The 24699-nt window shown below is 61.7% G+C and carries 21 protein-coding genes; 3 read left to right on the forward strand and 18 right to left on the reverse strand.

From position 1 onward, the window contains the following. Positions 1 to 32 precede the first annotated feature (32 nt). From KYK33_RS05720 to KYK33_RS05755, 8 genes are all read right to left on the reverse strand, one after another. Positions 33 to 2621, reverse strand: coding sequence for a methyl-accepting chemotaxis protein (locus KYK33_RS05720; protein WP_318010413.1), 2589 nt, complete (start codon positions 2619 to 2621; stop codon positions 33 to 35). Between the two features lie 49 nt (positions 2622 to 2670). Continuing rightward, the gene (locus KYK33_RS05725) at positions 2671 to 3237 is read right to left on the reverse strand and encodes a chemotaxis protein CheW (protein WP_042041345.1); all 567 of its coding nucleotides are present in this window, start codon (positions 3235 to 3237) and stop codon (positions 2671 to 2673) included. An 11-nt stretch (positions 3238 to 3248) separates the two neighbouring features. Then, positions 3249 to 5165: a methyl-accepting chemotaxis protein gene (locus tag KYK33_RS05730; protein ID WP_224432324.1), complete on the reverse strand. Its 1917-nt coding sequence runs from the start codon at positions 5163 to 5165 to the stop codon at positions 3249 to 3251. A 13-nt stretch (positions 5166 to 5178) separates the two neighbouring features. Next, the gene (locus tag KYK33_RS05735) at positions 5179 to 7386 is read right to left on the reverse strand and encodes a chemotaxis protein CheA (protein ID WP_224432325.1); all 2208 of its coding nucleotides are present in this window, start codon (positions 7384 to 7386) and stop codon (positions 5179 to 5181) included. A 19-nt stretch (positions 7387 to 7405) separates the two neighbouring features. Beyond that, positions 7406 to 7732 carry an STAS domain-containing protein gene (locus tag KYK33_RS05740; RefSeq protein WP_224432326.1) on the reverse strand — a complete coding sequence of 109 codons (327 nt, stop codon included), beginning with the start codon at positions 7730 to 7732 and terminating at the stop codon, positions 7406 to 7408. A 12-nt stretch (positions 7733 to 7744) separates the two neighbouring features. Then, positions 7745 to 8113 carry a response regulator gene (locus KYK33_RS05745; RefSeq protein ID WP_042041350.1) on the reverse strand — a complete coding sequence of 123 codons (369 nt, stop codon included), beginning with the start codon at positions 8111 to 8113 and terminating at the stop codon, positions 7745 to 7747. 9 nt (positions 8114 to 8122) lie between these two features. Continuing rightward, positions 8123 to 9301: a methyl-accepting chemotaxis protein gene (locus KYK33_RS05750; RefSeq protein ID WP_224432327.1), complete on the reverse strand. Its 1179-nt coding sequence runs from the start codon at positions 9299 to 9301 to the stop codon at positions 8123 to 8125. A 270-nt stretch (positions 9302 to 9571) separates the two neighbouring features. Then, positions 9572 to 10669, reverse strand: coding sequence for a ketoacyl-ACP synthase III (locus KYK33_RS05755; RefSeq protein ID WP_224432328.1), 1098 nt, complete (start codon positions 10667 to 10669; stop codon positions 9572 to 9574). Positions 10670 to 10932: 263 nt separating this feature from the next. Between KYK33_RS05755 and KYK33_RS05760 the strand changes: the two genes are divergently transcribed. Continuing rightward, a complete protein-coding gene (locus KYK33_RS05760; RefSeq protein ID WP_224432953.1) occupies positions 10933 to 11853 on the forward strand; it encodes a LysR family transcriptional regulator in 921 nt (306 codons plus the stop codon). Positions 11854 to 12028: 175 nt separating this feature from the next. Continuing rightward, positions 12029 to 12637: a LysE family translocator gene (locus KYK33_RS05765; RefSeq protein WP_224432329.1), complete on the forward strand. Its 609-nt coding sequence runs from the start codon at positions 12029 to 12031 to the stop codon at positions 12635 to 12637. Positions 12638 to 12651: 14 nt separating this feature from the next. On the opposite strand, the gene KYK33_RS05770 is transcribed toward KYK33_RS05765, so the two are convergent. The 6 genes from KYK33_RS05770 to KYK33_RS05795 form a co-directional block, all read right to left on the reverse strand. Further along, entirely contained in the window at positions 12652 to 12969 is a 318-nt protein-coding gene (locus tag KYK33_RS05770; RefSeq protein WP_224432330.1) for a DUF2938 family protein, read from the reverse strand. Positions 12970 to 13034: 65 nt separating this feature from the next. Continuing rightward, a complete protein-coding gene (locus KYK33_RS05775) occupies positions 13035 to 13511 on the reverse strand; it encodes a methylated-DNA--[protein]-cysteine S-methyltransferase (protein ID WP_224432331.1) in 477 nt (158 codons plus the stop codon). Next, positions 13508 to 15133, reverse strand: coding sequence for an AlkA N-terminal domain-containing protein (locus KYK33_RS05780; RefSeq protein WP_224432332.1), 1626 nt, complete (start codon positions 15131 to 15133; stop codon positions 13508 to 13510). Before KYK33_RS05780 ends, KYK33_RS05775 begins: the two co-directional genes overlap by 4 nt. Positions 15134 to 15346: 213 nt before the next feature. Continuing rightward, positions 15347 to 16828, reverse strand: a complete 1482-nt coding sequence (locus KYK33_RS05785; RefSeq protein ID WP_224432333.1) for a carboxypeptidase M32 — start codon at positions 16826 to 16828, stop codon at positions 15347 to 15349. Positions 16829 to 17228: 400 nt separating this feature from the next. Then, on the reverse strand, positions 17229 to 17405 hold the full coding sequence (locus KYK33_RS05790; RefSeq protein ID WP_084218167.1) for a DUF3149 domain-containing protein: 177 nt from the start codon (positions 17403 to 17405) through the stop codon (positions 17229 to 17231). Between the two features lie 138 nt (positions 17406 to 17543). Further along, positions 17544 to 18425, reverse strand: coding sequence for a TraB/GumN family protein (locus KYK33_RS05795; protein WP_224432334.1), 882 nt, complete (start codon positions 18423 to 18425; stop codon positions 17544 to 17546). Between the two features lie 93 nt (positions 18426 to 18518). On the opposite strand from KYK33_RS05795, the gene KYK33_RS05800 reads away from it, so the two are divergent. Next, on the forward strand, positions 18519 to 18851 hold the full coding sequence (locus tag KYK33_RS05800) for a DUF1904 family protein (RefSeq protein ID WP_224432335.1): 333 nt from the start codon (positions 18519 to 18521) through the stop codon (positions 18849 to 18851). Positions 18852 to 18933: 82 nt separating this feature from the next. On the opposite strand, the gene KYK33_RS05805 is transcribed toward KYK33_RS05800, so the two are convergent. The 4 genes from KYK33_RS05805 to KYK33_RS05820 all read right to left on the reverse strand — a co-directional run bounded on the left by KYK33_RS05805 (position 18934) and on the right by KYK33_RS05820 (position 24655). Continuing rightward, positions 18934 to 19761: an SDR family oxidoreductase gene (locus tag KYK33_RS05805; RefSeq protein WP_224432336.1), complete on the reverse strand. Its 828-nt coding sequence runs from the start codon at positions 19759 to 19761 to the stop codon at positions 18934 to 18936. Between the two features lie 96 nt (positions 19762 to 19857). Beyond that, a complete protein-coding gene (locus tag KYK33_RS05810) occupies positions 19858 to 21261 on the reverse strand; it encodes an OprD family outer membrane porin (RefSeq protein WP_042041362.1) in 1404 nt (467 codons plus the stop codon). A 500-nt stretch (positions 21262 to 21761) separates the two neighbouring features. Further along, on the reverse strand, positions 21762 to 23690 hold the full coding sequence (locus KYK33_RS05815; RefSeq protein ID WP_224432337.1) for a methyl-accepting chemotaxis protein: 1929 nt from the start codon (positions 23688 to 23690) through the stop codon (positions 21762 to 21764). 71 nt (positions 23691 to 23761) lie between these two features. Further along, positions 23762 to 24655, reverse strand: a complete 894-nt coding sequence (locus KYK33_RS05820) for a DMT family transporter (protein ID WP_224432338.1) — start codon at positions 24653 to 24655, stop codon at positions 23762 to 23764. Positions 24656 to 24699: the final 44 nt, after the last annotated feature.

A 24699-nucleotide genomic window follows, 5' to 3' on the forward strand; every position in this document is an offset into this window, starting at 1 on the left:
TTGGCTCCCCGCCCTCCTGGCTCAACGGCGCATCAGAAGCGCACAAAATCACCGTCGCTCTGACTTTTGCCATGAGCGGCCGAGATCTCCTGCGGCGATCCCTCCTGATTGAGGAAGCGGCCTCGGCTGTTGCCTCGTGGGGTCGCCACCTTGAGTTCGGTCACCGTCCTGTGCTGCGCCAGGGTGAAGAAGCCCATGGATTGTTGCAGCTGTTCGGCCTGGCCGCTCATCTCCTCCGCGGTGGCGGCCAGCTCCTCACTGCTGGACGCGTTCTGCTGGGTCACCTGGCTGAGCTGGCTCATGGCCTTGTTGATCTGACTGACCCCGGTGGATTGTTCCGCCGAGGCGGCACTGATCTCCTGCACCAGATCCGAGGTTCGGTTGATGGAGGGCACGATTTGATCGAGCAACTCTCCCGCGCGCTCTGCCATGTCGACACTGCTGGAGGCCAGTTCGCCAATCTCCTGGGCCGCGACCTGGCTGCGTTCTGCCAGCTTGCGCACCTCGGCCGCCACCACGGCAAATCCCTTGCCATGATCGCCAGCCCGGGCTGCCTCTATGGCTGCGTTGAGTGCCAGCAGGTTCGTCTGGTAGGCGATGTCATCGATGATGCTGATGCGTTTGGCTATCTGCTTCATGGCATCCACCGTCTGCTTGACCGCGCCGCCCCCTTCTATCGCCTCCTTGGCGGCCTTGCTTGCCATGCCATCGGTGACCTGGGCGTTCTCCGTGTTCTGGTTGATGCTGGCGCTCATCTGCTCGATGGAGGCGCTGGTCTCCTCCATGCTCGAGGCCTGTTCACTGCTCGATTGGCTGATGCTCTGGGCGGTGGCGCTGACCTGTTCCGAGGCACTGGACAGGTTGTCCGAGGCGCTGCGCACCTCTGTGACTATGGTGGTGAGGGCCGTGATGGTCTGGTTCAGGGCATCCTTGGTGGTGCCAAAGACCCCGGGGTAGTTCGCCTCGACCTTTTGGGTCAGATCCCCTTCGGCCAGGGCCTGAACCACCCGGATCACGTCCTTGAGGCTGGTGTCGATGACCTCGGCAATCTTGTTAATGCCTTCCCCCAAGTTCTTGAAGAAGCCAGCCTTGTCACCGAGGGCCATGCGTTTGCTCAGCTCGCCATCGATGACGGCTTGCACAATTTCGGATACCTCCCGTTCGACGGCGACCTCCTTGGTGCGGTCGTCCCACTCCACCACTGAACCGAGTCGCTCGCCCGCATCGCTGAACACAGGGTTGGCGACCAGGGAGAAGGTGCGCCCGCCGAGCTGGATCTGGGTGCGATAGGTGTTGGCCAATTTGGCCAGCATGCCGCGCTGGTGGCTGGGGTTCTTGTGGAAGGTATCTATGTTACTGCCCATCAGCTGGCTGGTGTTGAAGTGGGGCAGCTCTGTCTTGATATCGCGCTCGGCCTCGGCCAGCATGACCTTGACCGACTCGTTCATGTAGATGATGTCGAGGTCGTTGTCGGCGATCATGACGTTGGTGGTGGCGCAGTCCAGCGCCTTCTTGACCCTCATGCTCTCGTCGGATGCTTGCTTGGCCGCGGCGTTGGCGGCCTTGACCTCCAACTCGATGGCGACCTCCTTGGTGCGATCGGTCCACTCAACTACGGTGCCGAGCCGTTCACCACTATCGCTGAACACAGGGTTGGCGACCAGGGCGAAGGTGCGCCCGCCGAGCAGTATCTGAGCGCGGTGAGTACTGGCGAGTTTGGCCAGCATGGTGCGCTGGTGGCTCGGGTTCTTGTGGAAGATGTCGATGTTTTTACCCATCAACTGACTGGCGTTGAAGTGGGGAAGATCGGTCTTGATGTCCGGCTCGGCGTCGAGCAGCATGGTGCCGACCGCTTCGTTCATATAGATGATGTCGAGGTTGTTGTCGGCGATCATCACGTTGGTGGTGGCGCAGTCCAGCGCCTTCTTCACCCTCAGGCTCTCCTCGGATGCCAGCTTGGCGGCGGTGTTGGCGGCCTTGATCTCGTTCTCGATGGCGACCTCTTTGGTGAGATCGTTCCACTCCACTACTGTACCGAGCCGATCGCCTTCATTGTTGACGACGGGGCTGGCGATGAGGGAGAAGATGCGACCACCCAGGGCTATCTGGGTGCGGTAGGTTTTGTCGAGCTTGGCCAGCATGGCCCGCTGGTGGGAAGGATTCTTGTGAAAGCTGTCGATGTTCTTGCCCATCAGTTGCTTGACATCAAAGGCGGTCAGCTCCTTCTTGATGTCGCTTTCGGCCAGGCTGAGCATCTCCTTGATCGCCTCGTTCATGTAGATGATGTTGAGGTCTGTGTCGGCGATCATCAGGTTGGTCGTGGCACCGTCGAGGGCCTTGCGCACCCGGAAGTTTTCGGTATGAAGCTGTTGACTGGTCTGGGCCTCGGCCAGGTTGTTGCGCACCGTCTGGCCGAGGCGATCGAGCAGAAGATTGAACTCCTGGCAGAGCTCCAGCAAGGGGCCACCGAGCCCGGTGAGGGGCAAGGGCTGCTCGAACTGGCCACTGGCTGCGGCCAGGTTGATGGCCCTGACATCGCCCAGGGTCTGGGTTAACTGGGACAACAGCTGGGGGTGATCGTCGTTGTTGCCAAACAGCTTGCCGAAAAATGATTGAGTCATGAGCCTTATCCTTGTGCTGACACTCAGGTGATAGAAGTTGGGTACCTTACTATTGGGTCACTGCCATGGCCGCGTCCGGGCGATGGGATAGATCGTGAAGTTGCGCCATCTCGTCGATGGAGAGCACCTTTTGGGTGTTGAGCAAGATGACGAATCTGCCATTGACCTTGCCCATGCCGCTGATGAAGTCGGCGCGGATCTTGGCGCCGAAGCTGGGGGGCGGCTCTATTTCGTTGCGCGGTATGGTGAGCACCTCGGAGACGGCATCTACCACCACCCCTATGTCCTGGGTCTCCCCCTGATGTTCTCCCTCCTGGCTCAAGACCTCTATGATGACGATGCAACTGCGGCGGGTGATGGTCGAGGCGATATTGCCGAAGCGGGCATTGAGATCGACCACGGACACGACGGCGCCGCGCAGGTTGATGACACCACGAATAAAGTCGGGCATCAGGGGGATGGGGGTGATGTTGCCGTATTCGAGGATCTCCTTGACCCCGAGTATGTTGATGGCAAACATCTCGCCGTTGATGACGAAGGTGAGGTACTGGGCATCTCCCTGGGCCACGGAGGGCAGCAGGGGAGAGGCAAGGGTCAGTGCGGTGGATGGATTCATGGGGCCTCCGGTCAGAAACGAATAAAGTCGGCGTCATCCACCGGGCTCTTGTGACCCGTGGGTGCGCTCTGGGGTGGGGTCAGAAAGTGGCCTCGGGGTTGGGCGGTTTTGACTCTGATTTGACTGGCACCCACGCTGCGGGCGGGGGCGCTTGCCAGGGTGAAGAAGTCCATGGTCTGTTGCAGATCCCCGGCTTGGCTACTCATCTCTTCGGCCGTGGCGGCCAGCTCCTCGCTGCTGGCCGCGTTCTGCTGGGTTACCTGATTGAGCTGGTTCATCGCCTGGCTTATCTGGGTCACTGCGCCCGCCTGTTCGCCGGAGGCGGCACTGATCTCCTGTACCAGATCCGAGGTCTTGCGAATGGAGGGGACTATCCGTACCAGCAGCTCGCCAGCCAGCTCGGCCTGTTCCACACTGCTGCTCGACAGCTCGCTAATTTCCTGAGCGGCGACCTGGCTGCGTTCGGCCAGCTTGCGCACCTCGGCGGCCACCACGGCAAAACCTTTACCATGTTCGCCCGCCCTGGCCGCTTCGATGGCCGCGTTGAGGGCCAACAGATTCGTCTGGTAGGCGATGTCATCTATGATGCTCACCTTGCGCGCTATCTGCTGCATGGCGGTCACGGTTTGTTGCACAGAGGCACCGCCTTCTCCCGCCTCCCGGGCCGCCTGACCGGCCATGGCATCCGTCTGGCGGGCGTTGTCCGTGTTCTGGTTGATGCTGGCACTCATCTGCTCGACGGCCGCGCTGGTTTGCTCGACGCTGGCCGCCTGCTCGCTGGTGGCCTGACTCAGGGATTGGGCCGTGACACTGACCTGATTGGAGGCATTGCTCAGGTTGTCGGTGGCGCTGCGTACCTCGTCGATGATGTTGGTGAGGGCTGTGATGGTGTCGTTGAGACCATCCTTGGTGCGACCGAACACGCCCGGATAGGGCTGTTCTATGCGCTGGGTCAGGTCTCCCTTGGCCAAGGCAGTGGCGATGCGCATCACATCTCCCAGGCTGGTATCCGTCACCTCGGAGAGGCGATTGAGCAGCTCGCTCAGTCGCTTCACATACCCCTGACGCTGTTCCAGGCTGATACGGTAGCTGAAGTCGCCCTGCTCCACGGCGGCACTCACCTGCTGCTCTATGTCGTTGATGAGGGCCCCCAGCTTGTCGACCATGTATTGCATGGCCTCAAGCAGCTGCCCCGCCTCGTCGCGGGAGTGGATCTCCAGCTTGACGTCAAGATCCCCCTCGGCCAACTGACGGGCGGCTTTGAGTGCCTGATTGATGGGGCCTGTGATGCTGCGAATGAGGCGCAGGCCAAACCAGATGGCCACCATCAGCCCCAGGACTATGCCCACTACCACAGTGGGCAGCAGGCTGTGATAAGCGGATTGAGCCCGTTCAAATTCGGCCTTGGCAACCTCAAGTTGCAGATTGACCAGCTCGGTTACCTTGCTGCTGATGGGATCTATGGTCCCATAGAGGCGGCCATCGAACTCATCCAGTGTCCCCGTTACCAGGCCATGCTGGGTCGCCAGGCGGTGGGTGAGCAAATTGAGATCCCGGTTTGCCGCCTCGAACAGGTTGATGGTCTGGGCCGATAGCCGCTGTTCATCTTCGGTGAGACGGGTTGCCTGATAGGTTTGCCATACCTGTTCAATCTGCTGCTGGGCATCGTTAAGCTCCTTGAGTGCCACCTCGGCACTGATGAGGCCCGCATTTGCCTTGTTGACGTTATCGATGATGGCGACGGCGTACAGATCCGATATCTCCTTGAGTTGCTTGAGGGGCACGACCCTGTCCTGATAGACCCGCAGCAGGCCCTGATTGCCGTGGTGCATGCCGTACAGGCCCAGGCTGCTCAGCAGCAATAGCAACGCGCAGAGCGCGCCGAGCAGCAGAAAGAGGCGGGTCTTGATGGTGGCATCCTTGAACATGGCTTGCTCCTATTCAGTTGATACTCGATGGGGACGGAACATGCCCCGCGCCCTGATGGCCCAGCTGATGCAACTCCCGCTGGATGGCCGACTGCATCAAGGCGGGGATATCCAGGATCAGGGCGATGTCGCCCCCTCCGAGGATGGAGGAGCCGCTGATGCCGCGCAGATGGTTGAACAGTTTGCCGAGGGGCTTGATGACGGTTTGCAGCTCCCCCAGCAGTTCGTCCACCACCAGTCCGGATTTTTGACCGCCATGGCTCACTACCACTATGTTTTCCCGTCGTCCCGGCTGGCTCTGGATGTCGAAATGCTGTTGCAGACGAACGAAGGGCAGTACCTCGCCGCGCAGGTTGATGTAGTCGCGTCCCAGGGTGTCTTGCAGTGCATCCTCGGTCAGCTCGACACACTCGATCACCATGTCCAGGGGGATGACGTAGTGAGCGCTGCCAACCCGCACCAGGAAACCGTCTATGATGGCCAGGGTCAGGGGCAGGCGGATCCGGACCAGGGTGCCCTTGCCGGCTTCGCTATGCAGTTCGACGCTGCCACGCAGCGCCTGAATGTTGCGTTTGACCACATCCATGCCGACCCCGCGCCCGGACAAATTGGTGACTGCCTCGGCGGTGGAAAAACCCGGCTCGAAGATGAGCTGGTAGATATCCTGCTCGCTGAGCTGTTGCCCCGGGACAATGATGTCGCGTTCCAGGGCTTTCTTGAGGATCCGCTCCTTGTCGAGCCCGGCGCCATCGTCCTGGATCTCGAGGACTATGCTGCCGGAGTCATGAAAGGCGTTGAGGGTGAGGATGCCCTGGTTCGGCTTGCCAGCCTGCTGACGGCGCTCGGCTGATTCGATGCCGTGATCCATGGCATTGCGCACCAGGTGCATCAAGGGATCGCCAATCTTCTCCACCACCGACTTGTCGAGTTCGGTATCGGCCCCCGAGATGCGCAGGGTGATCTCTTTGCCAAGTTCCTGGCTCACGTCCCGTACCACTCGCTGGAAACGGTTGAAGGTCTCGCCGATGGGCACCATGCGCAGGTGCAGGGCGCCGTCGCGGATCTCCTCGACCAGCATGGCGATGACAGAGGTCGCCTCCAGCAATTGACTGTCGCGGGAACGCTGGGCCAGCAAATTGGCACCCGAGCTTGCCACCACCAACTCGCCGACCAGGTTGATGAGGTCATCCAGTTTGTCGGCGTGTACCCGCACGAAGCGCTGCTCCTTGTTCTTCTGCTCCTTGCCCTGGCTCTGTTTCTTGAGGGCGGCATCGACTACCACCTCGTCCACGGCGCCCTGGGAGATGAGGATCTCGCCGAGCCGGGTATGAGGGGTCTGCCCATGGCGATCCTGCAGGCGCAGGGCCGCCTCCAGTTCGAGCTGGGTGAGGGCCCCTGTCTTGACCAGCAACTGGCCCAGCATCTCGTTGTCTTCCGGCAGCGCCTCGATCAGCGCCAGGTACTCTTCCAGCTTGCTGTGGGGAGGCAGTATCAGGATCTGGCAGTCGTCGCGCACGAATTCGAACACCTCGCTGATGCTCTCCTTGCTGGCGGTGGAGTCGAAGTCGATCTCGTAACCGAGATAGCAGTTCTCGGGGTCGAACCCTTGCCAGTCGGGCAGGGCCATGGTGATGGTCTCTATCGCGACTATTTCCCCCAGCGTGGCGAGGTAGCGCAGAAACGAGGTGGGCTCCATGCCGTGTTTGAACACCTCTTGTCCAAAACGCAGGGAGATATGCCACAGCCCGGTCATGGCCTGCGGACCCTGATCTTGCCGCTCGACGGGGCTGGGCTGGCTCCTGGGGAGCATTGCCAGGGGGGCTATATCATCCTGCTGATAGATCTGCAGGCGCTCACGCAGCGCCCCATCCTGGGCAAGCTCGGCCGGCCCAGGTTCATCCCCCTGCTCGACCACGATATTGACCAGCAGATTGATGTGATCGCAGCTCTCCAGCAGCAGCTTGATCAGCTCGGCAGAGATGGCGAGCCGGTGATTGCGCACCTGATCGAGTATGTCCTCGACGATGTGGGTAAAGCCTATGATGGGGGCCAGCCCGAACAGGCCAGCCGAACCCTTGATGGTGTGAGCGGCCCGGAATACGGCACCGATCAGTTCGTCATCGTCCGGGGTCGACTCCAGGCGCAGCAGGGAAGACTCCATCTCCTCCAGCAACTCCCGTGCCTCGACAAGGTAGGTTTGTAACGCCTGATCCAGATCCATGCTCGGGCTCCTTGTCGGTCTAGTCGTTGAGGGTGTAGCGCAGCAGAGTGGGATCGCCGAAGAAGCCGGAGAGGTTGCACAGCTCTATGGCATCGAGCACGGCCTGACTGTGAAACAGCAGATGCAGGCTACGCCCCTTGGCTTGGGACGCTTGCTTGGCGGCGATCAGCAGTTGCAGGCCGGCGCTGTCTATTTCGCTGACACCGGACAGGTCCATCTCAATCTCTTGCGGCTGCTCCAGCCATTCGCTCATCTGTTCCTTGAGTTCGCGGGCATGGTAGATGGTCATTTCTCCTTCCAGTTTCATGGCGATCTTGTCTGACATTCGTTCGGCATGTAGCGGCATAGGCACCTCTGACTAAGGCATGATGAGTTTGGCGACGGCGGCCAACATCTGCTCCGGTTGGAACGGCTTGACGACCCAGGCCTTGGCCCCGGCTGCCTGCCCTTCCTGCTTCTTGCTGTCCTGGGATTCGGTGGTCAGCATGATGATGGGGGTGAATTTGTAGCTGGGCAGCTTCTTGGCCTCCTTGACGAAGCTGATCCCGTCCATATTCGGCATATTGACGTCACTGATGATGAGGTTGATCTTCTTGCCATCGAGTTTGCGCAAGGCATCCCGGCCATCGCAGGCATCGATGACATCGTAGCCAGCGGTTTTGAGAGTCATGCCGACAACCTGACGAATGGTGGCCGAGTCATCCACGATCAAGATGGTTTTTCCCATGCTTAGCTCCTAAAAAAAGGTGATGTCAGTGTCTGTTTTCTGTGCGGCGGCGTGCTTGCCATGGTGGATATTGCGCTGTTCGTCGGTGGCATAGGAGAGCTCCATGTCCGACAGCCAGCGCTCGGCATCGATGGCGAGCCGTTCATGGGCTGGAGCCTGTTTTGCTGCAATGAGGTGGTCAGACAGGCTCTCCATGTTCTGGCGAACATGGCTGAGGATCTGGCTGACCCTGTCCTGGAACTGGAGAGAGACGATGACGTCAGATATCTCGGCATGGATGCCGCTGCTCTCGTGTTGCAAGAGGGCCGCAGACTCGGCCAGGCTGGCGGTGGCACTGCGAAAGCGGGTCAACACTTGTTCTATGGATTGCTCCGAGTTCGCAACGGACTCGTGATCCTTGGTTGCCGCCAACTCGGCTATCTGGAGCACCTGACCAATGCCGGTGTTGATGGTATCGACCTTGCCGGACATCTTCTTGGCCGTCTCACTCGACAAGTGCGACAGGGTGCGCACCTCGCCGGCAACCACGGCGAAGCCGCGGCCCGCCTCGCCGGCCCGGGCCGCTTCGATGGCCGCATTGAGGGCGAGCAGATTGGTTTGGGACGCTATCTTGGCCACATCCAGGGCCATGGCATTGAGCTCCTGGGTATAGGCGGTGAGCCCCTTGATCTCCGCCAGCATGGCGTCCCTGTTCTGCTGGGCCCTGTGCATGCTGGCCAGCACGGCATTAAGCTGTTGCTGACTCTCGGTCAGCACGGCGGCCATGCCTTGCGAGTTTTCACCGGCCAGGTCCCCGGCTGCGTGATGGGACGCGGCGACCGCTTCTTCGAGCTTGGTGGAGATGCCGACGAAGCGTTCGGTGAGGCTGATCATGGCTCCCTCACTCTGCTGGCGGGAGTTCTCGATCTGCTTGGTCCAAATGGGGACGGCCTGTTCGCAGACCTGCTCTAGTCCAGCCAGGGCAGGCGCCACCACAGGTTGCAGGTTCTCAGGGGCAGGTTGCTGTGCGCTGGTCTGGTGGCGACTGAGCCAGATGCCAAAGATCAGAGCCAATGCCAGGTTGAGGGCCAGATAGGGATAAGGTATCCCCTGGGCCTGGATACAGAGCAGGATCCCGTTGATCACTGCCATGGTGAGCAGCCAGAAGAGGGGCGCCCGACCGGGGAAGATAGCGTTTTGTTTTGCCATACGTGAGCTCATCCGTGAACACGAGGGGAGCAATCGGTACTTATTTAAGGGCTGGGAAGTACAAGCAAATGCCGCTAATAATCGATTGCTCAGTAATGGTAGCTCAAAAAGAAAAAAGGCAAGGGATCAGCAAGATAAAGCGTGGAGAGGGGATGAACTGGGGGAGGGGTGAGGCAGAGGATGGCACTGGACCATCCTCTTATGGAACTTATCTTCGTGAAAGATCGCTTGCAGAAAACCCGCGACTGACGCTCGCAGAGGAGCGCCTCGCTACGACGCGGATCCTTCCGGGCGAGCGGCCTGCTGGCAACCCGCGACGGCATGGGCAATGAGTTCAAGGCCCGTCTGCTCGCAAGGAGGGAGCTCGGCATCACAGTGGCGAAGCGGGGTGACCCTGTCCCCCCACTTGATGAGGGCGGCCCCCCAGGTCAGGCCTGCGCCGAAGGCGGCGGTGAGCAGCCAGCTGTTGGGGGCGACTCGGCCCTGCTCCAGTGCCTCGCACAGGGCGATAGGGACTGTGGCAGCGGAGGTGTTGCCATAGTTTTCGATGTTGATCATCACCTTGTCCATGGGCGCATTCATGCGCTTGGCGAGGGTCTCTATGATGCGGATATTGGCCTGATGGGGCACCATGAGGTCGACCTGCTCCGGGCTGATATTGGCCTGGGCCAACACGGCGCCGATCGCCTCACCCATGCCACGTACCGCGCGTTTGAAGATCTCCTGACCTTCGAAGTTGAAGGTGAACAGGCCATCAATATCGGCGAAACGGATGCGATCAGTGCCAAAGTTCGGGATGTGCAGGATCTCGCGCGCCTCGCCGTCACACCCCAGCTTGTTGGCGATGAGCCCAGCTTGCTGGTGGCTTGCCTCGACCACCACGGCCCCGGCGCCATCACCAAACAAGACGGCGGTGTCCCGCTTGGCCCAGTCCAGCAGTGTGGTCAGGCGTTCGGCGCCTATCACCAGCACCTTCTTCATCATGCCGGTCTGCACCAGGGCGGTGGCCACCGAGAGGGCATAGACAAATCCCGTACAGGCGGCATTGAGGTCGAATACGGCGGCATTGTGCGCTCCCAGCGCTTGCTGCACCGCTGAGGCGCCGTTCGGTACCAGCGTCCCCGGGGTGGCGGTCGCGAGTATGATGCCATCGAGTTGGTCGGCATCGAGGCCGGCACAGGCCAGAGCGCGACGAGCGGCCAGGGTGGCGAGGGCAGAGGTGCTGACATGGGAGACTCGGCGGGCCTTGATGCCGGTGCGGGAGTGGATCCACTCATCCGATGTTGCCATGATGGTGCAGAGATCGTCATTGCTCAGCACTGCGGGGGGCAGGCATTTTCCCCAACCTGTGATATTGGCGTAATTCATGGTGTGACCACTTGTCTGAGGGCCCTCAATCGGGCGAAGCATGAGGCGAAAAGTGGCGCAATTATGGCGTAATGGCCGGGATCTGTCATCCAGTGGTCATCTCGGGGCGGCATGGGGATGAAGGGCTGCGTCGGGTTGGATTACCGGTTGCAAACTGTTGCAGGTGCTTGAGGTCGTTGGCTATTTCGGCTCGGGTTAGGGAATGACGCCGCCCTGGATTAAGATGGACTTGGCCGACAAGGAGTGCGCGCGTGACATCAAGTATGAACCCCAATCTGAACCTGCTTCCCACCCTGAAAGTGCTGCTGGCAACCCGCAATCTCAGCCGGGCGGCGGAGCTTTTGCATCTGAGCCAACCGGCTATCAGCAAGCAGCTGAGCCAGCTTCGGGAGGAGTTTGGCGATGCGTTGCTGGTTCGGGAGGGACAACGCTGGCTGTTGACGCCAAGGGCCGAGGCCCTTGCCGTGGTGCTGGGAGAGTCGCTGGCCGGGATCGAGCGGCTCTATGCATCCCCCATCTTTGCCCCCGCCGACTGCGAGCGGGTGTTCAAGCTGGCCTCCTCGGACTACGTGGCTCAGTACATATTGCCGGATATTTGTGCCGAACTGGCCCGACAGGCGCCGGGAGCGGCGCTGGAGTACAACCTGTGGGACAAGCGTCAGTTACCCGAATTGTGGCGATCCGACCTGGATCTCGTGTCCACCATCACGGATCTGGTACCGGATCAGATCCGGGGTCTGCATCAGGGAGAGGACCAGCTGGCGGTGCTGATGGGACGCCATCACCCCCTCGCCGGGCGAGCGCTCAGCCTGGAAGATTACCTGGCCTGGCCCCACTTGCAGGTGAGTGGCGGCGGCGATAAAGACAGCCCGGTGGAGCAAGTACTGGCCCCGCAGGGGTTGACGCGGCGTTGGTTCGCCAGGGTCCCTTTTTTCCAGGCTGCCCTCGAGGTCTTGCTGCGCACCGATTGCCTGATGACGACTCCGGCACATATCGCCTGGCAGTTGAGCCAGCGCCATCAGCTCTGTTTTGTCTCACTGCCATTTCAGACAAGTTTCCAGCAGTACCACCTGATGTGGCACCAGCGTCACCATCAGGATCCGGCACATCGCTGGTTTCGCGAACTCGCTTTTCCTTTTCTGAAGGAGCATCTGCAGCGCACCATGAGGGCCAGCCGGGCCTGATCTTGGCGCCCGGCGCATCCGCCAGTTGCGGCTACCGCCCATGCATCGGGTGCTGAACTGGTGCGGCCCGATCCGCTATAGCCATGGGTTATGGATTCTATTCATAACTTTCACTACTGGCATGGTGGGTATGGCGCTACCTTGACCAGCACTATGGGTTTTCGGAGTCACTGATATGGAATTGACAAGCTGGTTGGCCCTCGCTGCCATCTGCGTGATGGGCGCCATCAGCCCGGGGCCCAGTCTGGCATTGATCATCCGCAATACGGTACAGGGTGGGCAGCGGCACGGGGTGGCGACCGCGCTCGGCCATGGTCTGGGGGTCGGGATCTATGCGCTGATCACCGCCCTCGGCCTCGCCATCCTGATCACTCAGACCCCGCTGCTGTTTGATCTCATTCGCTATGGCGGCGCCGCCTTCCTCGCCTGGCTCGGCATCAAGGCGCTGCTTGCCAAACCCCAGGCCACTGGCGTCGAAGCGGGTGAGCATCAGAGCCGGGGCCGTCAGGGGGCCTTCGAAGGGTTCATGGTTGCCTTCCTCAACCCCCAGCTTGCCATCTTCTTCCTGGCGTTGTTCAGCCAGTTCGTCCACGCCGATACCGGTTGGCGGGAGGGGAGCATCATGATGCTGACCGCAGGTGGCATAGACGCGCTCTGGTATGTGCTGGTGGCCCTGCTGCTCTCCCGTGGCCCCGTGCTGGCCTGGCTCAAGGCCAAATCCTCCGTCATCGACAAACTGAGTGGCCTGGTGCTGCTGGGACTGGCGCTGAAAGTGGTGCTCTGACCCTCTGTTGAGGCTCATCCCCAATGAAGCAGCTTTATCGCCCAGCCTGATGCATACAAGCCAAGACCGAACACCCCATGGGCGATGAGACTCTGGATCCGGGCAGAGGTCGGGTGCGTTGTGCGGGAGGCGGCGATGCCGGCGCCCATGCCTGGCTGCATGAGCAGGAAGGGCGCCACGACGGTACCAATGCCAATGATCAGTGCCGGGCCCAGAGTGGGAGCCTGAGTCCAGGATCCCCCCCAGATGCCAATCAGCAGTGCGGCGAAGGCGATACCTGTCAGGTAATGGGCCATCCATCGGCGACAGCTCGGCACGGGGTCATCTGTCACTGACGATCTCCCTGGCTTCTGTCTGTGCAACGAGGTCGGAGCCAGGGGGAGGATGCTTCAATGCGTTAACTATCTATCCCCTCCAGCTTGAGCAGCGCCTGCTTGATCGCCAATCCCCCCGCGTAGCCGGTCAGGCTGCCATTTTGGCCGATCACCCTATGGCAGGGCACTATGATGGAGAGCGGATTGCGGCCGTTGGCGGCGCCCACGGCGCGTACCGCCTTGGGCCTGCCGATGCGACGCGCTATCTCCCCATAGCTGCAGGTCTCGCCATAGGGAATGTCGCGCAGCGCCTGCCACACCGCTTGCTGGAACTCGGTTCCTTTGGCCGCGAGTGGCAGGGTGAACTCTTGGCGCTCCCCGGTAAAATACTCGCGAAACTCCGCCAGATAGGGGGCCAGGGCTGCGGCATCTTGCTGCCACTCATCCTGGATGGCCAGGGGGCGTTCACCTTCCAGAAAATCCACATGACACAGACCCTGCGCATTGATGGCAATGAGCAAAGGACCGCAGTCGGTGGTCAGCAGGTCGTAACGGATCATGATGTTGTCTCCGGGTTGTCAGGGGTTGCGGTGGTCGGGGCGCTCTTGGGCCGTTTCGGCCTGGGGCCACTCTCGATGCCAAGCAGTTCAGGGGCAACGCTCATGGCGTGCCATAACCAGCTGGCGGCGTAAGCGCGCCAGGGGTGCCAGGGTTGACTGCGCGTCTCCATCTCGGGAACCGGCAGCTTTTGTCCGGTGCCGAGCGCCTTTTGCAACACGAGATCCGAGGCCGGAAACGCATCCGTATCGCGACCGGTGCGCAGGCGCCAGTAAGCAATCGTCCAGGGACCTATGCCGGGAAGGGCGAGTAACGCCTCATCACAATCCCCCTCCAGCACCAGCGCGCCGCTCACCATGGCGGCGGCGACCCCTTGCAGCGTGCGAATGCGGCTGCCGGGCATGCCGATGCCATCGAGATCCAGTGCGCACAACTGTGCCGGGGTCGGCAGCGCCGCCTCGCCAAATTGTGCCTCGGTGCGAGCCACCAGCCGCCCCATGATGGTAATGGCACCCTTGACCGATACCTGCTGGCCGACGATGGCGCGCAGCAGCACCTCATAATCACTCCAACCCGCGGGCAGTCGCACGCCAGGGCTGTGCGCCGCGAGCCGTGCCAACAGCGGATCCCGGGTCAGATGTGCGCTTATCTGCCCCAGATCTGCATCCAGATCCCACATGCGCCGCACCCTGTGCAAGATGTCCGGCAGGGCGCGCAGCGCCACACCGCTCAGCGTCACGTTCAGGCTGTGGCCCAGGCCCGGCTCGACGCGGATCCACCCCTCACTGCCCTGAACCCGGTGGCGTCGCTCGTAAAAATCCGCTCCGGCTCGCTCCAGCCCCGGGATGGCGCGCAGCCGATAAAATGCCAGCATGGCGTGCACGTCATAAGGGGGCCGGTAGGCAAGGCGCAGCGTCAAGGTCGTCTCCCCCTTGAGCTCGGGAAGGGATGGGTAAGAGGAGGCGGCCCGCTGGGTGCGCGGCGCCATGCCATAGGCGTGTTGCCAGGCATCATTGAAGCGGCGAATGCTCGTGAAACCGGCCGCGTAGGCTATCTCGGTGATCGGCAGGCGGGTATCGGCGAGCAGGCGCTTCGCGAGCAGCAGACGCCGCGTCTGCTCTATCTGCATCGGCGCGGCGCCGAGATGCTGTTCGAACTGGCGGCGCAGCGTGCGCTCGGTGACGCCGAGCGCGCGAGCGAGTTGCGCCAGGGATTGTTCGGCGAGCATGCCACTATCTATCGCCCTGAGCGCGCGAGTCAGTACCTCAGGCAGCACCTGCTGTAGGCCGGGGGCAAGCTCGGGGCGACAGCGCAGACAGGGTCTTAGCCCGAACTGCTCCGCATTCGCGGCGCTCTGAAAATAACGCACGTTGCGCTCAAGCGGCGCGCGCGCCGGGCAGATGGGACGGCAATAGATGCCGGTCGACAGCACGCCGGTGAAGAAGCGGCCATCGAAACGCGCATCGTGCGCCAACCGCGCCTCCAGACACTCGGCACGACTCAAGCCGATGCGGGCCTGCTCGTGCGCCTCGGCATGATCCGTGCCCGGTGCGGTCCCCTCGCTCACCACATGGGCGGTGGTGCTGGTGGAAACGGCACGCTTCGCGGGATCTGAACTGGCCATGACGCGGCTCCTGTGACTGTGCGGCAGCACGAATATTGCCTTGGGAATAGGGTGGCGAGGGTGGGGGATGGCCCCATCACTCGCGTTTGCTAGAGGCAGAGTAAGCGGGGTCGTGGGCGGATACTAGCCAGGATCGGACAGCAATATAAAAAAACAGACGCCCGGGGGCGTCTGTGTTGGCTGGGCCTGGCTCAAGGTGGTTGGGCGTGCACATCAGCGCAGGTAGCGTTGCTCGAGGTGTTTACGCAGCCATTGCGGGTTCAGCGCCTCGCCCGTTGCCCTGGCGATCAGCTCGTCCGTGTCGAACGCGCTGCCGTGTTGCCACAGGTTTTGCTGCAACCAGCCGAACACCTCGGCGAGTCGCCCCTGGGCAACCAGGTTGCCCAGGGTTTCACCGAGGTTGCGCTCCAGCGCGAAGCGCAGCTGCGCCGCGTACATGGCGCCGAGCGTGTAGCTCGGGAAGTATCCGAATGAGCCATCAGTCCAGTGGATGTCCTGCATGCAACCATTCTGGTAATTGTCCTTGGTCGACAGGCCGAGCCACTGCTGCATCTTCATATCCCACAACGCGGGGATGTCTGCGACCTCGATGCGACCCTCGATGAGATCGCGCTCCAGCTCGTAGCGCAGTATGACGTGCGCCGGGTAGGTCACTTCGTCCGCATCGACACGGATGAGGCCGGGTTCGACCCGCTGGTACAGTTTTTCGAGATTCGCGGGGGCGAGGGCGGCCTGAGTGCCGAAATGGTGCTGGATGCGGGGGGCGATCAGATTCAAGAACGCGGGGTCATGGCCGAGCTGCATCTCGCAAAACAGGCTCTGGCTCTCGTGGATACCCATGGATCGCGCCTCGGCGACCGGCTGACCGAGCAGATTGCGTGGCAGACCCTGCTCATAACGGGCGTGGCCCGTCTCGTGCACTATGCCCATCAGGCTGGAGACGAACTCCTGCTCGTTGTAGCGGGTCGTGATCCGCACATCCGTCGGCACGCCGCCGCAGAACGGGTGGCTGCTGACGTCGAGGCGGCCGTGGGCGAAATCGAAGCCGAGCAGTGCCATCACCTCCTTGCCAAGTGCCTGCTGGGTGGCGATGGGGAAGGGGCCTTGCGGGGCAAGCAGCTCGTCACTCTGCTGTCGTGCGCTCACCGTCTGGATGAGGTTCGGCAGCCAGGCGCTGAGATCGCCGAAGATGCCATCGAGTCGTGCGCTCGTCATGCCCGGCTCATAGAGCGCCAGCATGGCGTCATAGGGACGGACATTGAGCGCCTCGGCGCGCAAGGAGGCCACCTCCCGCGACAGGGTCACCACCTCCTTGAGGTTGGGGGCAAAACCGGCCCAGTCGTTCTGCTTGCGCTGGCTGCGCCAGGCGTGTTCGCACTTGCTGCCGGCGAGCGACAATGCCTCGACGAGATCGCTCGGCAGCAGGCTCGCATCTTGCCAATGGCGTTTTATTTCGCGCAAGTTGGCGCCTTGCAGTTCGTCGAGCGGCTCGCCCTCGGCGGCGGCAATCCAGTCTGCTATCTGAGGCGCTGTGCGTTTGCCATGGATCAGCACCTCCAGCTCGGCCATGGCCTCGGCGCGGGCCTCATTGCCCCCCTCTGGCATGACGGCGGCCTGATCCCAGCCGCAGATGGCGCCAAGGTGTGCCAGACGGTGCAGCTGCTGTTGGTGCTGTGCAAGCTTCTGATATGACATACAGGGTCCTTGTTATTGTGTTTGGGTCCTTGCTGCCCGTGGGCAGCCCCGCTCCTGGCAAGGGCGGGCGCCCTGATGCTAGCATCGCCCCGGCGCCCGGGCCAACACCCGCCTGGTCAGTCATCGGTGTTCAGGGGTCGTTGCTTGCCGGTCATCCCTGGCTTAGCCCGCCATCGCATCGGCATGCTGACCTGCAGGCTGTCACGCTCAGTGACGACGGATTGAGGAGGCGGCGCGCGCTCAGGGATGGCAGGTCATCGCCATCGCAACACAGGCCTGACAATGGTGCAGCCATCAGGCGGCGCGGCGCATGTCCCGCGTGGCAAAGAGGCAGTAAAACGGGCGCCTTGGCGCCCGTTTTACTCTGGATATCATTTTATTGCGGATATTTGGGACGGGTTCAGTGGTGGGACGGCTTGGTATCTGGCTGCACCTCCTCTATCGGGGGCTGCGCCTTGTGTACCTTGTAGATGAAGTAGCCGGCATAGAAGCTGATCAGGGCCGCCGTCACCAGTATGACCAGCATGGACATCCACCCCACCGGGTGACCAAACATCAGGTTCAACCAAAAATCCATCTCATCTGCTCCTGCCATCCATCGATGACAGGCATGATAGATACCCCTTTAGAGGGCAGGAATGATCTCGATCAACTCCCATGTCGCTTATTTAATCGACGCTGACTTCTGTGATCAGACTCACGAGCATGGTTGCACCTAGCCCTGGATCCTGGCCTCGGTCAGGGCATCAATGCGCCAACCCGCGCCTTCAAGCAGGGCCAGCAGTCCCTGGTCGCCATAGAGGTGCAGGGCGCCGACCACCACGAAACTCTCGTTTGGCAGCTTGCCCAGACGTGTGAGCCAGTTGTGGTTGCGCTTGGCGAGCAGGGTCTGTTCCAGCCACTGTTGCAACTCGGGGGGGGCCATGTCGGCCTTGAGCAGAGCAATCAGCTGGCCCTGATCGCCATCCTGCCACGCCTGGAGAATGGCGGCGAAGCTGACATCGAGTTCGGGTAGCTCGTCCAGGGTGGCACTCAGCATCAGGTCTTGATGCTCGGCCACGCTCGCGAGGTAACCGAGCTGTTCGGTGAGACTCTCCAGCCCCTGTATGGGCTTGCCGCTCTTGGCGGCCAGGGTGGTGAAGTGCTGATCGATGCCGTATTGACCGCTAAACGCCGTCTTGGCGAGGGCGCTCTGGGTCAGGGTGATGGCGGCAAACCAGGGTTGCAGCGCATCCAGGCTCCCATCCGGCAGGCCCAACTGTCTGGCCGCCACTATGGTGCGTTGATAGAGCGCAGGTTCTATCTGGCTGGCCAGGGTCTGGCCGCTCGGCAAGCGCGTCAGACTCGCCATCTGTTGCCATTCGCTGCTCGGAATATTCTGCATGTCGACCTCGACGACCAGGGCCCGACTCTGGGCCCAGGCGCGCTCTATGCTGGTCGGCAGGGGATAGATGCTCGCCTCGGCGGCATGGATGGAGCCGAGCAGCCAGAACTGCTGGTCCCCCTTGCTCAGCTGATAGAAGGCGGGTTCGGCCAGCAGCCTTGTTGGCAGCAGCAGCCAGAGGAGCAGGGGCAGTAGCAAGCGGGGGGTGGGCATGGAACTCCTTAACGGTGGGCAGTTTGCACATGATTCATGGGATGGCTTGGGTCTATGATAAGGCCTCATCACTATCAGCCAAGAGGTTTTCCCATGCCCCACCTGCGTTTTCGCGCCGTCGACATCGAGACAGTACAAGGGATCAGCACTCGGCTCGTTGCCGATCTCTGCACCCTGACCGGCGGTAAACCCGAGTTTGTCACCCTGGAGTGCCTGACCCATCCCTTCGTGCGCGACGGGGCGCAGGAGCGGGGCAACCCCTTCGTCGAGCTGCTCTGGTTTGCCCGCCCGCAGGCGCAACAAGATGAGGCGGCGGCGCTCATCACCCGCCATCTCAAGCAGGCGCTGGGGGAGCAGACCCATGTGGTGGTGCAGGTGTTGCCCATCGACAAATCAGCCTACTACAGCAACGGCGAGCATTACTGAGGGGTTCACTGTGCAGGAGCCGCACCGACCTCGGTTAACCACGGGCTATGGCCTGTTCCTGTCTACCCCAGGCTGACGGAGATCAGGCGGATTTGGCGAGCAGGGCGTCGAGCCAGCGACTCGGCAGCAGGCGGCGCAAGATGGCAAACAGCTTGGTCGGCAGCGTCACCCCATAGCGATGGCGGGGGCGCCGGCTCCCTAGCGCATGGAGCAGGGGCGGCACGCACGCCTCACTTGGCAGGGTGAAGCGCCCGCTTGGCCCCTCTTTCTCCAACCTGGCGAGGGTCAGGCGATAATCCCCTTCATGGCGACTGCGGACCGAGCCCAGGTGATGCAAGAACGCGGCGCGGGCATTGGCGCGAAAACGGGTGTCGATAGGGCCCGGCTCTATCAGGCTGACCTCGACGCCGCTGCCCCTGAGTTCGAGGCGCAGGGTGTCGGTGTAACCCTCAAGGGCAAACTTGCTGGCGTTATAGGCGCCGCGATATCTCATGGCAACCAGTCCCAGCACAGAGCTGTTTTGCACGATGCGGCCCTCGCCTGCGGCCAGCATGCTTGGCAGCACCTGGCGAATGAGATGATGCCAGCCGAACAGATTGGTCTGGAATTGCGCACGCAGGGCAGGGGTCGGCAGATCTTCGATGGCGCCGGGCTGGCCGTAGGCACCGTTATTGAACAGGCCATAGAGGCGGCCTCCGGCCAGTTGCATCGCCTCGCGGGCGCCAGCCTCAATGCTGGCTTCATCATCGAGATCCAGCCGCACCGCCAGCAGACCTTCCCCTTGCAAACGTGTCACGTCTTCGGGGCGTCTGGCCGAGGCGATGGCCGTGAAGCCGGCAGCGCCGAGGGCCCGGGCGGCGGCCAGGCCTATGCCGCTGGAGCAACCGGTGATCAGCACGAAACGGGACATGGCACTCTCCTTGGGAAGGGAAGGCGTCATAGTAGCGCGCAACCCCATAAAACAAAACCGGGCCAATTGGCCCGGTTTTTCTTTATGGTCAGCAGCTTACAGAATGGTAAACGGCATGATGATGTGGAACTTGACGTCATGCTCGGAGGTGAACATGTTCGGGTAGTACCAGCTGCCCTTCTCGTCTTGTTCGTTGTTGTAATCGGTGTAGTGCAGTTTGAACAGGGTGCCTTTCAGCTTGCCGTCTTGCACTGTGTACATGACGTCGAAGTTGGCGGCCCACTCTTTGCCGTCTTCATCCAGGCTCTTGTCGCCATTCTGAGCGCCCCAACCATAGGCACCGGAGACACCGACGGTCCAGCCAGGGGCACCGACCAGATCATCCAGGGAGCGAGTCACACCGGCAAACAGGGCGATCTCGCCGTTCTCGTTCCAGTCGGAGCGGGAATCCCACCAAATCTCGTTCGCACCCTGGGAGTTGGCGTAGCCAGTGGTCAGACGGGGCAGGTAGTTACCCAGGTCACCATCAGCCTTGGTGTACAGACCCTCGGCACGGAAGCCGTAAGGACCCATGGCCCAGCTGGCGGTCAGCGCCTGTTGCCATGCCAGACCGTCGTAGTCGTCGTTGTCGGTGTTGGAGCCGTAGAACTGGTAGCTGGTGTTCAGGCCACCCAGTACGTCAAATTTGTGGGCCAGCTTGAAGTGGTAGCTGTCCATGTAGCCTTGGGATTGCCCGAAGGAGCCAGTGACCGCGGTGCCGCCATCGAAGGTGTAGCGAGCGGCCAGACCGTGGATGTAGTCGATGCTGTTTTCGTCATTGAAGGCGACATCGCTGCCGGCATACATGGTCTTCTTGGAGAAACCAGCGGTTTCCTTGAACCAGGGGGCCTTGTATTCGTCGGCAATGGCGTAGGTCAGGTAGAGACCACCGAAGTTACCCTCGATCTGGCCACCACGGTAGGTACCGGGTTGATAGGACCAGTTGACACCCAGGATACCCGGTACGTAGAGCTGAGTCAGACCACCCTTGGCGGTGATGGCACCGTCCATGAAGCGCAGTTTCAGCGCCGCGTTGGAGAGGCTGAAGCCACCCTCGGGCACGCCGTCCATCTTGTCGCCCCACTTGGTGCCGATGAAGGAGAATTCGTTCTCCTCGTTGACGCCGTTGCTCTCGTCGACAGACAGGTCATAGGCACCGAAACCACCCACATCGATACCGACCACATCCCAGGCATGGCCGGAGTTGTAGTTCAGGGAAATCTGGGAGGTGGCGTGGGCCAGGTTATCGTGGTACTTGCCGTCACCGGCGCCCTCTTTACGGACACGGTCACGCTGGAAGTAGAAGAGACCGCCGTTGAGCTTGCCCTCTTCGTAGAATTTGCTGGCAGCCGCTTTATAGGCGGGGCTGACTTCATCGGCAGCCAATGCCAAACCGGGGGAGAGCAGCGCGGCGATGACCGCAGTACTCAAGGCAGCACGCTTGAAGATCACTTTTTCCATTTTAAATTGCTCCTGATTATATGGACTTAGCTTTTTTATCCGGCGATCTGGCATCAGGCCGTCGCACGGTATTGGCATTGCAATCAAAACCCTGAAGGGCAAAAAAAAGACGTTTCTCTCGCTGTTCTGCCTCGATGTCTTGGCTCATCAATCGCGAACAGTGCTTGGCTCTGTACAACTTTTATTTTTTGTGTACCGACCTTGGCGGATCGGATAAGGCAAGAGTACGTTCGCGGTGCGAAATATCAATTAAAAGTTCCCGCCAAGTTTCAAAAATATGACCGAGTGCAAATAAATGTATCATTAAGGGGAAAGTCGCTCAGGCGGCGGTATGACTGGCACGATAACGTTTTCAGATGTAATTGTGTCACCCCGGTGCGGTGGCAGGCGGCTTGTGCCGAACTTTGTATGTTAACCAGTATTTAACAGTTAATTTTGTGCCGCAAAAAAAGCTCGCGCGAGGCGAGCCGAATAAAATGAGCGGTGCTGGCGCCTGTGATTCAGGGCTGATGGCCGAGGATCTTGGGGATCTGCCCTGCCTGGTGCTGTATGTGCCCCGAGACCTGGACCGAGAGCTGGCTGACCTGGTGGGCATGCTGGCTGATCTTGCCGATCAGTGCCGCGAAAGTGGCGAGCTTGCGCTCCTGGCTCTTGGCGTTGTCCGCTCCCTGCAGGGCGATGACGGCCGTGCTGCGCGCCATGTCCCGTACCTGCTGGGTGGTCTGGCGCAGTTGCTCGGCCTGCTGGCGTTGCTGGGCCGACTCGCGATGAATGCGGCCAAGGACTGCGGTGATCTGCTCTCCCGAGCCGGTGAGGCGCTGCAATATCTCGGTGATCTGGCCAAGGGAGCGCTGGGTGTCGCCGGAGAGGTGGCGCACCTCGTCGGCCACCACGGCAAACCCCCGGCCATGCTCCCCTGCCCGGGCCGCTTCGATGGCGGCATTGAGCGCCAGCAAGTTGGTCTGCTGGGCGATATGGCCAATCACATCGACGATGGCGGTGACGTCATCGACGGAGCGGCGCAGTTCGGTCAGGGCATCGCCACTCTCATGGATAGCCTGGCCGGTCAGTTCGGTCGCCTGCAGCATGCCTCCCACCAGTTGTTCACTGTCTGTCATCGACTGTTCGTTGTGTTGGGCATGGAGGGCGATATCCGCGGCAACCTGATGCACCTCGCTGGCGAGCAGGTTCAGTTCGTTCATCATCAGCTCCCCTTCGTCCACCGCCTGCTCAGCGGTGTGAGTGCGCTGGTGGATGTCCTGCACCTGACTGACCATGCCTTGCAAACTGAGGGAGACCGCCTCGAGCTGGCCCTCCTTGTGCGACTGTTCCTGCTGCTTGTGGGCGAGCAACCGGTTGTAGCTTGCCACTATGTCGGCCAGCTCGTTACGCTCGCGCCCCTGCCGCAAGGGCTCGGCCAGGCCGGTCTGCTCGAGCTGGATGAAGGCGGCGCGCAGTCGATGCAGGGGGCCGACTATCCAGCGCCGCTGACACCAGGCGAACAGCAGCGCCGTCATGACCAGGGCGAGGGCCAGGCTGCCCAGCACGGTGGCCAGCTGGCCATTGACCTGCTGGCGCTCGGCGCCGAGGGCATCCCCCATCCGGGTCAAGGCGGCGAGCATCTTGTCGAGATCCCGATTGACCGCCTCGCGGGCCGCCTCTTGCCGGGCCAGGGCCTGCTGGCTGTTGATCAGCTCCTGAGGGTAGCGACGCAGCAGGCTCTGCAACTCGTTGCGGGGCTGCTGGCCCAGATCGCGCCGCTCGGGCTCGCCCAGGGTGAACTCCTCTTCGGCGGGAGCCGCCTCGAGCAGCCCAAGCAGTGGCAGGGCGGCCAGCGCGTCGGCCTGGCGGCTCAGGCTGGCGAGCTCAAACTGCAGGGCCTCTAATTGCTGGGCACTGCCCTGGGCCATGTATTGCTGGCGCAGATGAATGAGGTGGGGCAGGGCGGCGAGCATGTCCGCGGCGCCCTGGCGATAGGCGGCCGCGCTCGGGGCATCGCTGCCCTGGCCGTAGCGCAGCAGCATCTTGGCCTGCTCGGTCAGCTCGCGTTCGGCATTTTGCAGCAAACCCTGACTGTTGCCGGAGAGCTTGCCGGCGGCGAGATAGTCGCTCGCTATCTTCTTGCCCATTAGCTCAAGCTCGGCTCTGAGGGGCATGGTCTGCGGGCTATCCAGGTGATCCAGCTGATTGAGGGCCTGGCGGCGCGCCCCTTCGGCACTGGCGAGACGCACCGGATCACCGCTGGCCAGATAGTCGCGCAGTGCCCCTTGCAGGGTGCTGGTGAGCCGCTGGGCGAGGCGATCATGCTGATGCTGGTTGGCTTCGCTCACACTGAGCTGGCGCCAGCCATAGCCGAGGGCTGCGCTGAGCACGCTGGCGAGCAAGATCAAAACCAGTGCTGCGAGGGCGGAGTAACGGGAGATATTCACCAAAAGAGTCCTGCTTGAACGACGAACGGCGTCAGCTTAAGCAGGCTTGATGGCAGTTTGATGACAAGGATTCAGGGGGTTGCGTTGGGCAGGAGTGGCTCATTTTTGGCCGGGCTGGCCTTGAGACCGAGCAGGGCGCCCCCCAGGATCAGGGTGCCGGCCAGCACGTGGCGCAGGGTCAGCTCCTCCCCATTGAGCCAGACCAGCAGCAGGGTGCTGAGCAGTGGCGTCAGGTAGGAGAGGGCCCCGATACGGCGGGGATCCCCGTCCCGCAGCGCCAGATACCAGGTGACGAAGGCTGCGCCCATGGGTCCAAGGGCCAGACCTGTGATGAGGGCCCAGTCACCGGTTGGTATGGTCGTCAGGGGCAGGGGGCCTTCCAGTTGCCAGGCCATCAGCAGGGCGAGCAGGCCTGCGGGCAGGCAGGCGGCCGCGACCATGACCGCCGGGGCGGCGGGCAGGCGCCGTGACAATACCGAATAGCCGCCCCAGATGATGGCGGCGCCCAGGGCCAGCAGATAGCCGGGCAGATAGGCATATTGCAGCTGCAGCTCGCCATTGACCATCACCAGCACACTGCCGGCCAGCCCCAGCAGCCCCGCCAGCAGGTGGTGACCCTGCAGGGGATGACCGGGCAGCAACAGCGGGGTGAACAGTATGATGAACAGCGGCCACAGATAGTTGATGAGATTGGCCTCAAGCACGGGGGCGTGGCGAAAGCTCATAAACAGCAGTAGGTGGTAGAACAGCAGCGCGGTGATGGTGACCAGCCAGGTGACGGGGCTGGCGCGCCATTGGCGCCAGAATGGCAGGGCGCCTGCGCCGCAAAACAGCAGCACCAGGCCCACCAGCACCAGAGGTGACACGCTGGTGACTCTGGAGGTGAGAGCGGCCAGAGAGGCCCACAGCAAGATGGTGAGCAGGGCAAAACCGGTGGAGCGATCGCGCAGGGGCGAACCAGACATCTTCCAATCCTTGTGAGAGAAGCCAGAGAGGGGGCCAGTCTAGC

Origin of the sequence: Aeromonas rivuli, from assembly GCF_020149575.1 — a bacterium.
Taxonomy (GTDB): Bacteria; Pseudomonadota; Gammaproteobacteria; order Enterobacterales; family Aeromonadaceae; genus Aeromonas; species Aeromonas rivuli.

What these genes read in the sequence shown, in the direction of transcription:
- KYK33_RS05745 (WP_042041350.1), bottom strand. Translation starts at nt 8,113, where the DNA reads ATGGGAAAAACCATCTTGATCGTGGATGACTCGGCCACCATTCGTCAG.
- KYK33_RS05765 (WP_224432329.1), top strand. Translation starts at nt 12,029, where the DNA reads ATGGAATTGACAAGCTGGTTGGCCCTCGCTGCCATCTGCGTGATGGGC.
- KYK33_RS05725 (WP_042041345.1), bottom strand. Translation starts at nt 3,237, where the DNA reads ATGAATCCATCCACCGCACTGACCCTTGCCTCTCCCCTGCTGCCCTCC.
- KYK33_RS05785 (WP_224432333.1), bottom strand. Translation starts at nt 16,828, where the DNA reads ATGTCATATCAGAAGCTTGCACAGCACCAACAGCAGCTGCACCGTCTG.
- KYK33_RS05735 (WP_224432325.1), bottom strand. Translation starts at nt 7,386, where the DNA reads ATGGATCTGGATCAGGCGTTACAAACCTACCTTGTCGAGGCACGGGAG.
- KYK33_RS05800 (WP_224432335.1), top strand. Translation starts at nt 18,519, where the DNA reads ATGCCCCACCTGCGTTTTCGCGCCGTCGACATCGAGACAGTACAAGGG.
- KYK33_RS05805 (WP_224432336.1), bottom strand. Translation starts at nt 19,761, where the DNA reads ATGTCCCGTTTCGTGCTGATCACCGGTTGCTCCAGCGGCATAGGCCTG.
- KYK33_RS05795 (WP_224432334.1), bottom strand. Translation starts at nt 18,425, where the DNA reads ATGCCCACCCCCCGCTTGCTACTGCCCCTGCTCCTCTGGCTGCTGCTG.
- KYK33_RS05810 (WP_042041362.1), bottom strand. Translation starts at nt 21,261, where the DNA reads ATGGAAAAAGTGATCTTCAAGCGTGCTGCCTTGAGTACTGCGGTCATC.
- KYK33_RS05780 (WP_224432332.1), bottom strand. Translation starts at nt 15,133, where the DNA reads ATGGCCAGTTCAGATCCCGCGAAGCGTGCCGTTTCCACCAGCACCACC.
- KYK33_RS05750 (WP_224432327.1), bottom strand. Translation starts at nt 9,301, where the DNA reads ATGGCAAAACAAAACGCTATCTTCCCCGGTCGGGCGCCCCTCTTCTGG.
- KYK33_RS05740 (WP_224432326.1), bottom strand. Translation starts at nt 7,732, where the DNA reads ATGCCGCTACATGCCGAACGAATGTCAGACAAGATCGCCATGAAACTG.
- KYK33_RS05760 (WP_224432953.1), top strand. Translation starts at nt 10,933, where the DNA reads ATGAACCCCAATCTGAACCTGCTTCCCACCCTGAAAGTGCTGCTGGCA.
- KYK33_RS05790 (WP_084218167.1), bottom strand. Translation starts at nt 17,405, where the DNA reads ATGGATTTTTGGTTGAACCTGATGTTTGGTCACCCGGTGGGGTGGATG.
- KYK33_RS05720 (WP_318010413.1), bottom strand. Translation starts at nt 2,621, where the DNA reads ATGACTCAATCATTTTTCGGCAAGCTGTTTGGCAACAACGACGATCAC.
- KYK33_RS05730 (WP_224432324.1), bottom strand. Translation starts at nt 5,165, where the DNA reads ATGTTCAAGGATGCCACCATCAAGACCCGCCTCTTTCTGCTGCTCGGC.
- KYK33_RS05820 (WP_224432338.1), bottom strand. Translation starts at nt 24,655, where the DNA reads ATGTCTGGTTCGCCCCTGCGCGATCGCTCCACCGGTTTTGCCCTGCTC.
- KYK33_RS05775 (WP_224432331.1), bottom strand. Translation starts at nt 13,511, where the DNA reads ATGATCCGTTACGACCTGCTGACCACCGACTGCGGTCCTTTGCTCATT.
- KYK33_RS05755 (WP_224432328.1), bottom strand. Translation starts at nt 10,669, where the DNA reads ATGAATTACGCCAATATCACAGGTTGGGGAAAATGCCTGCCCCCCGCA.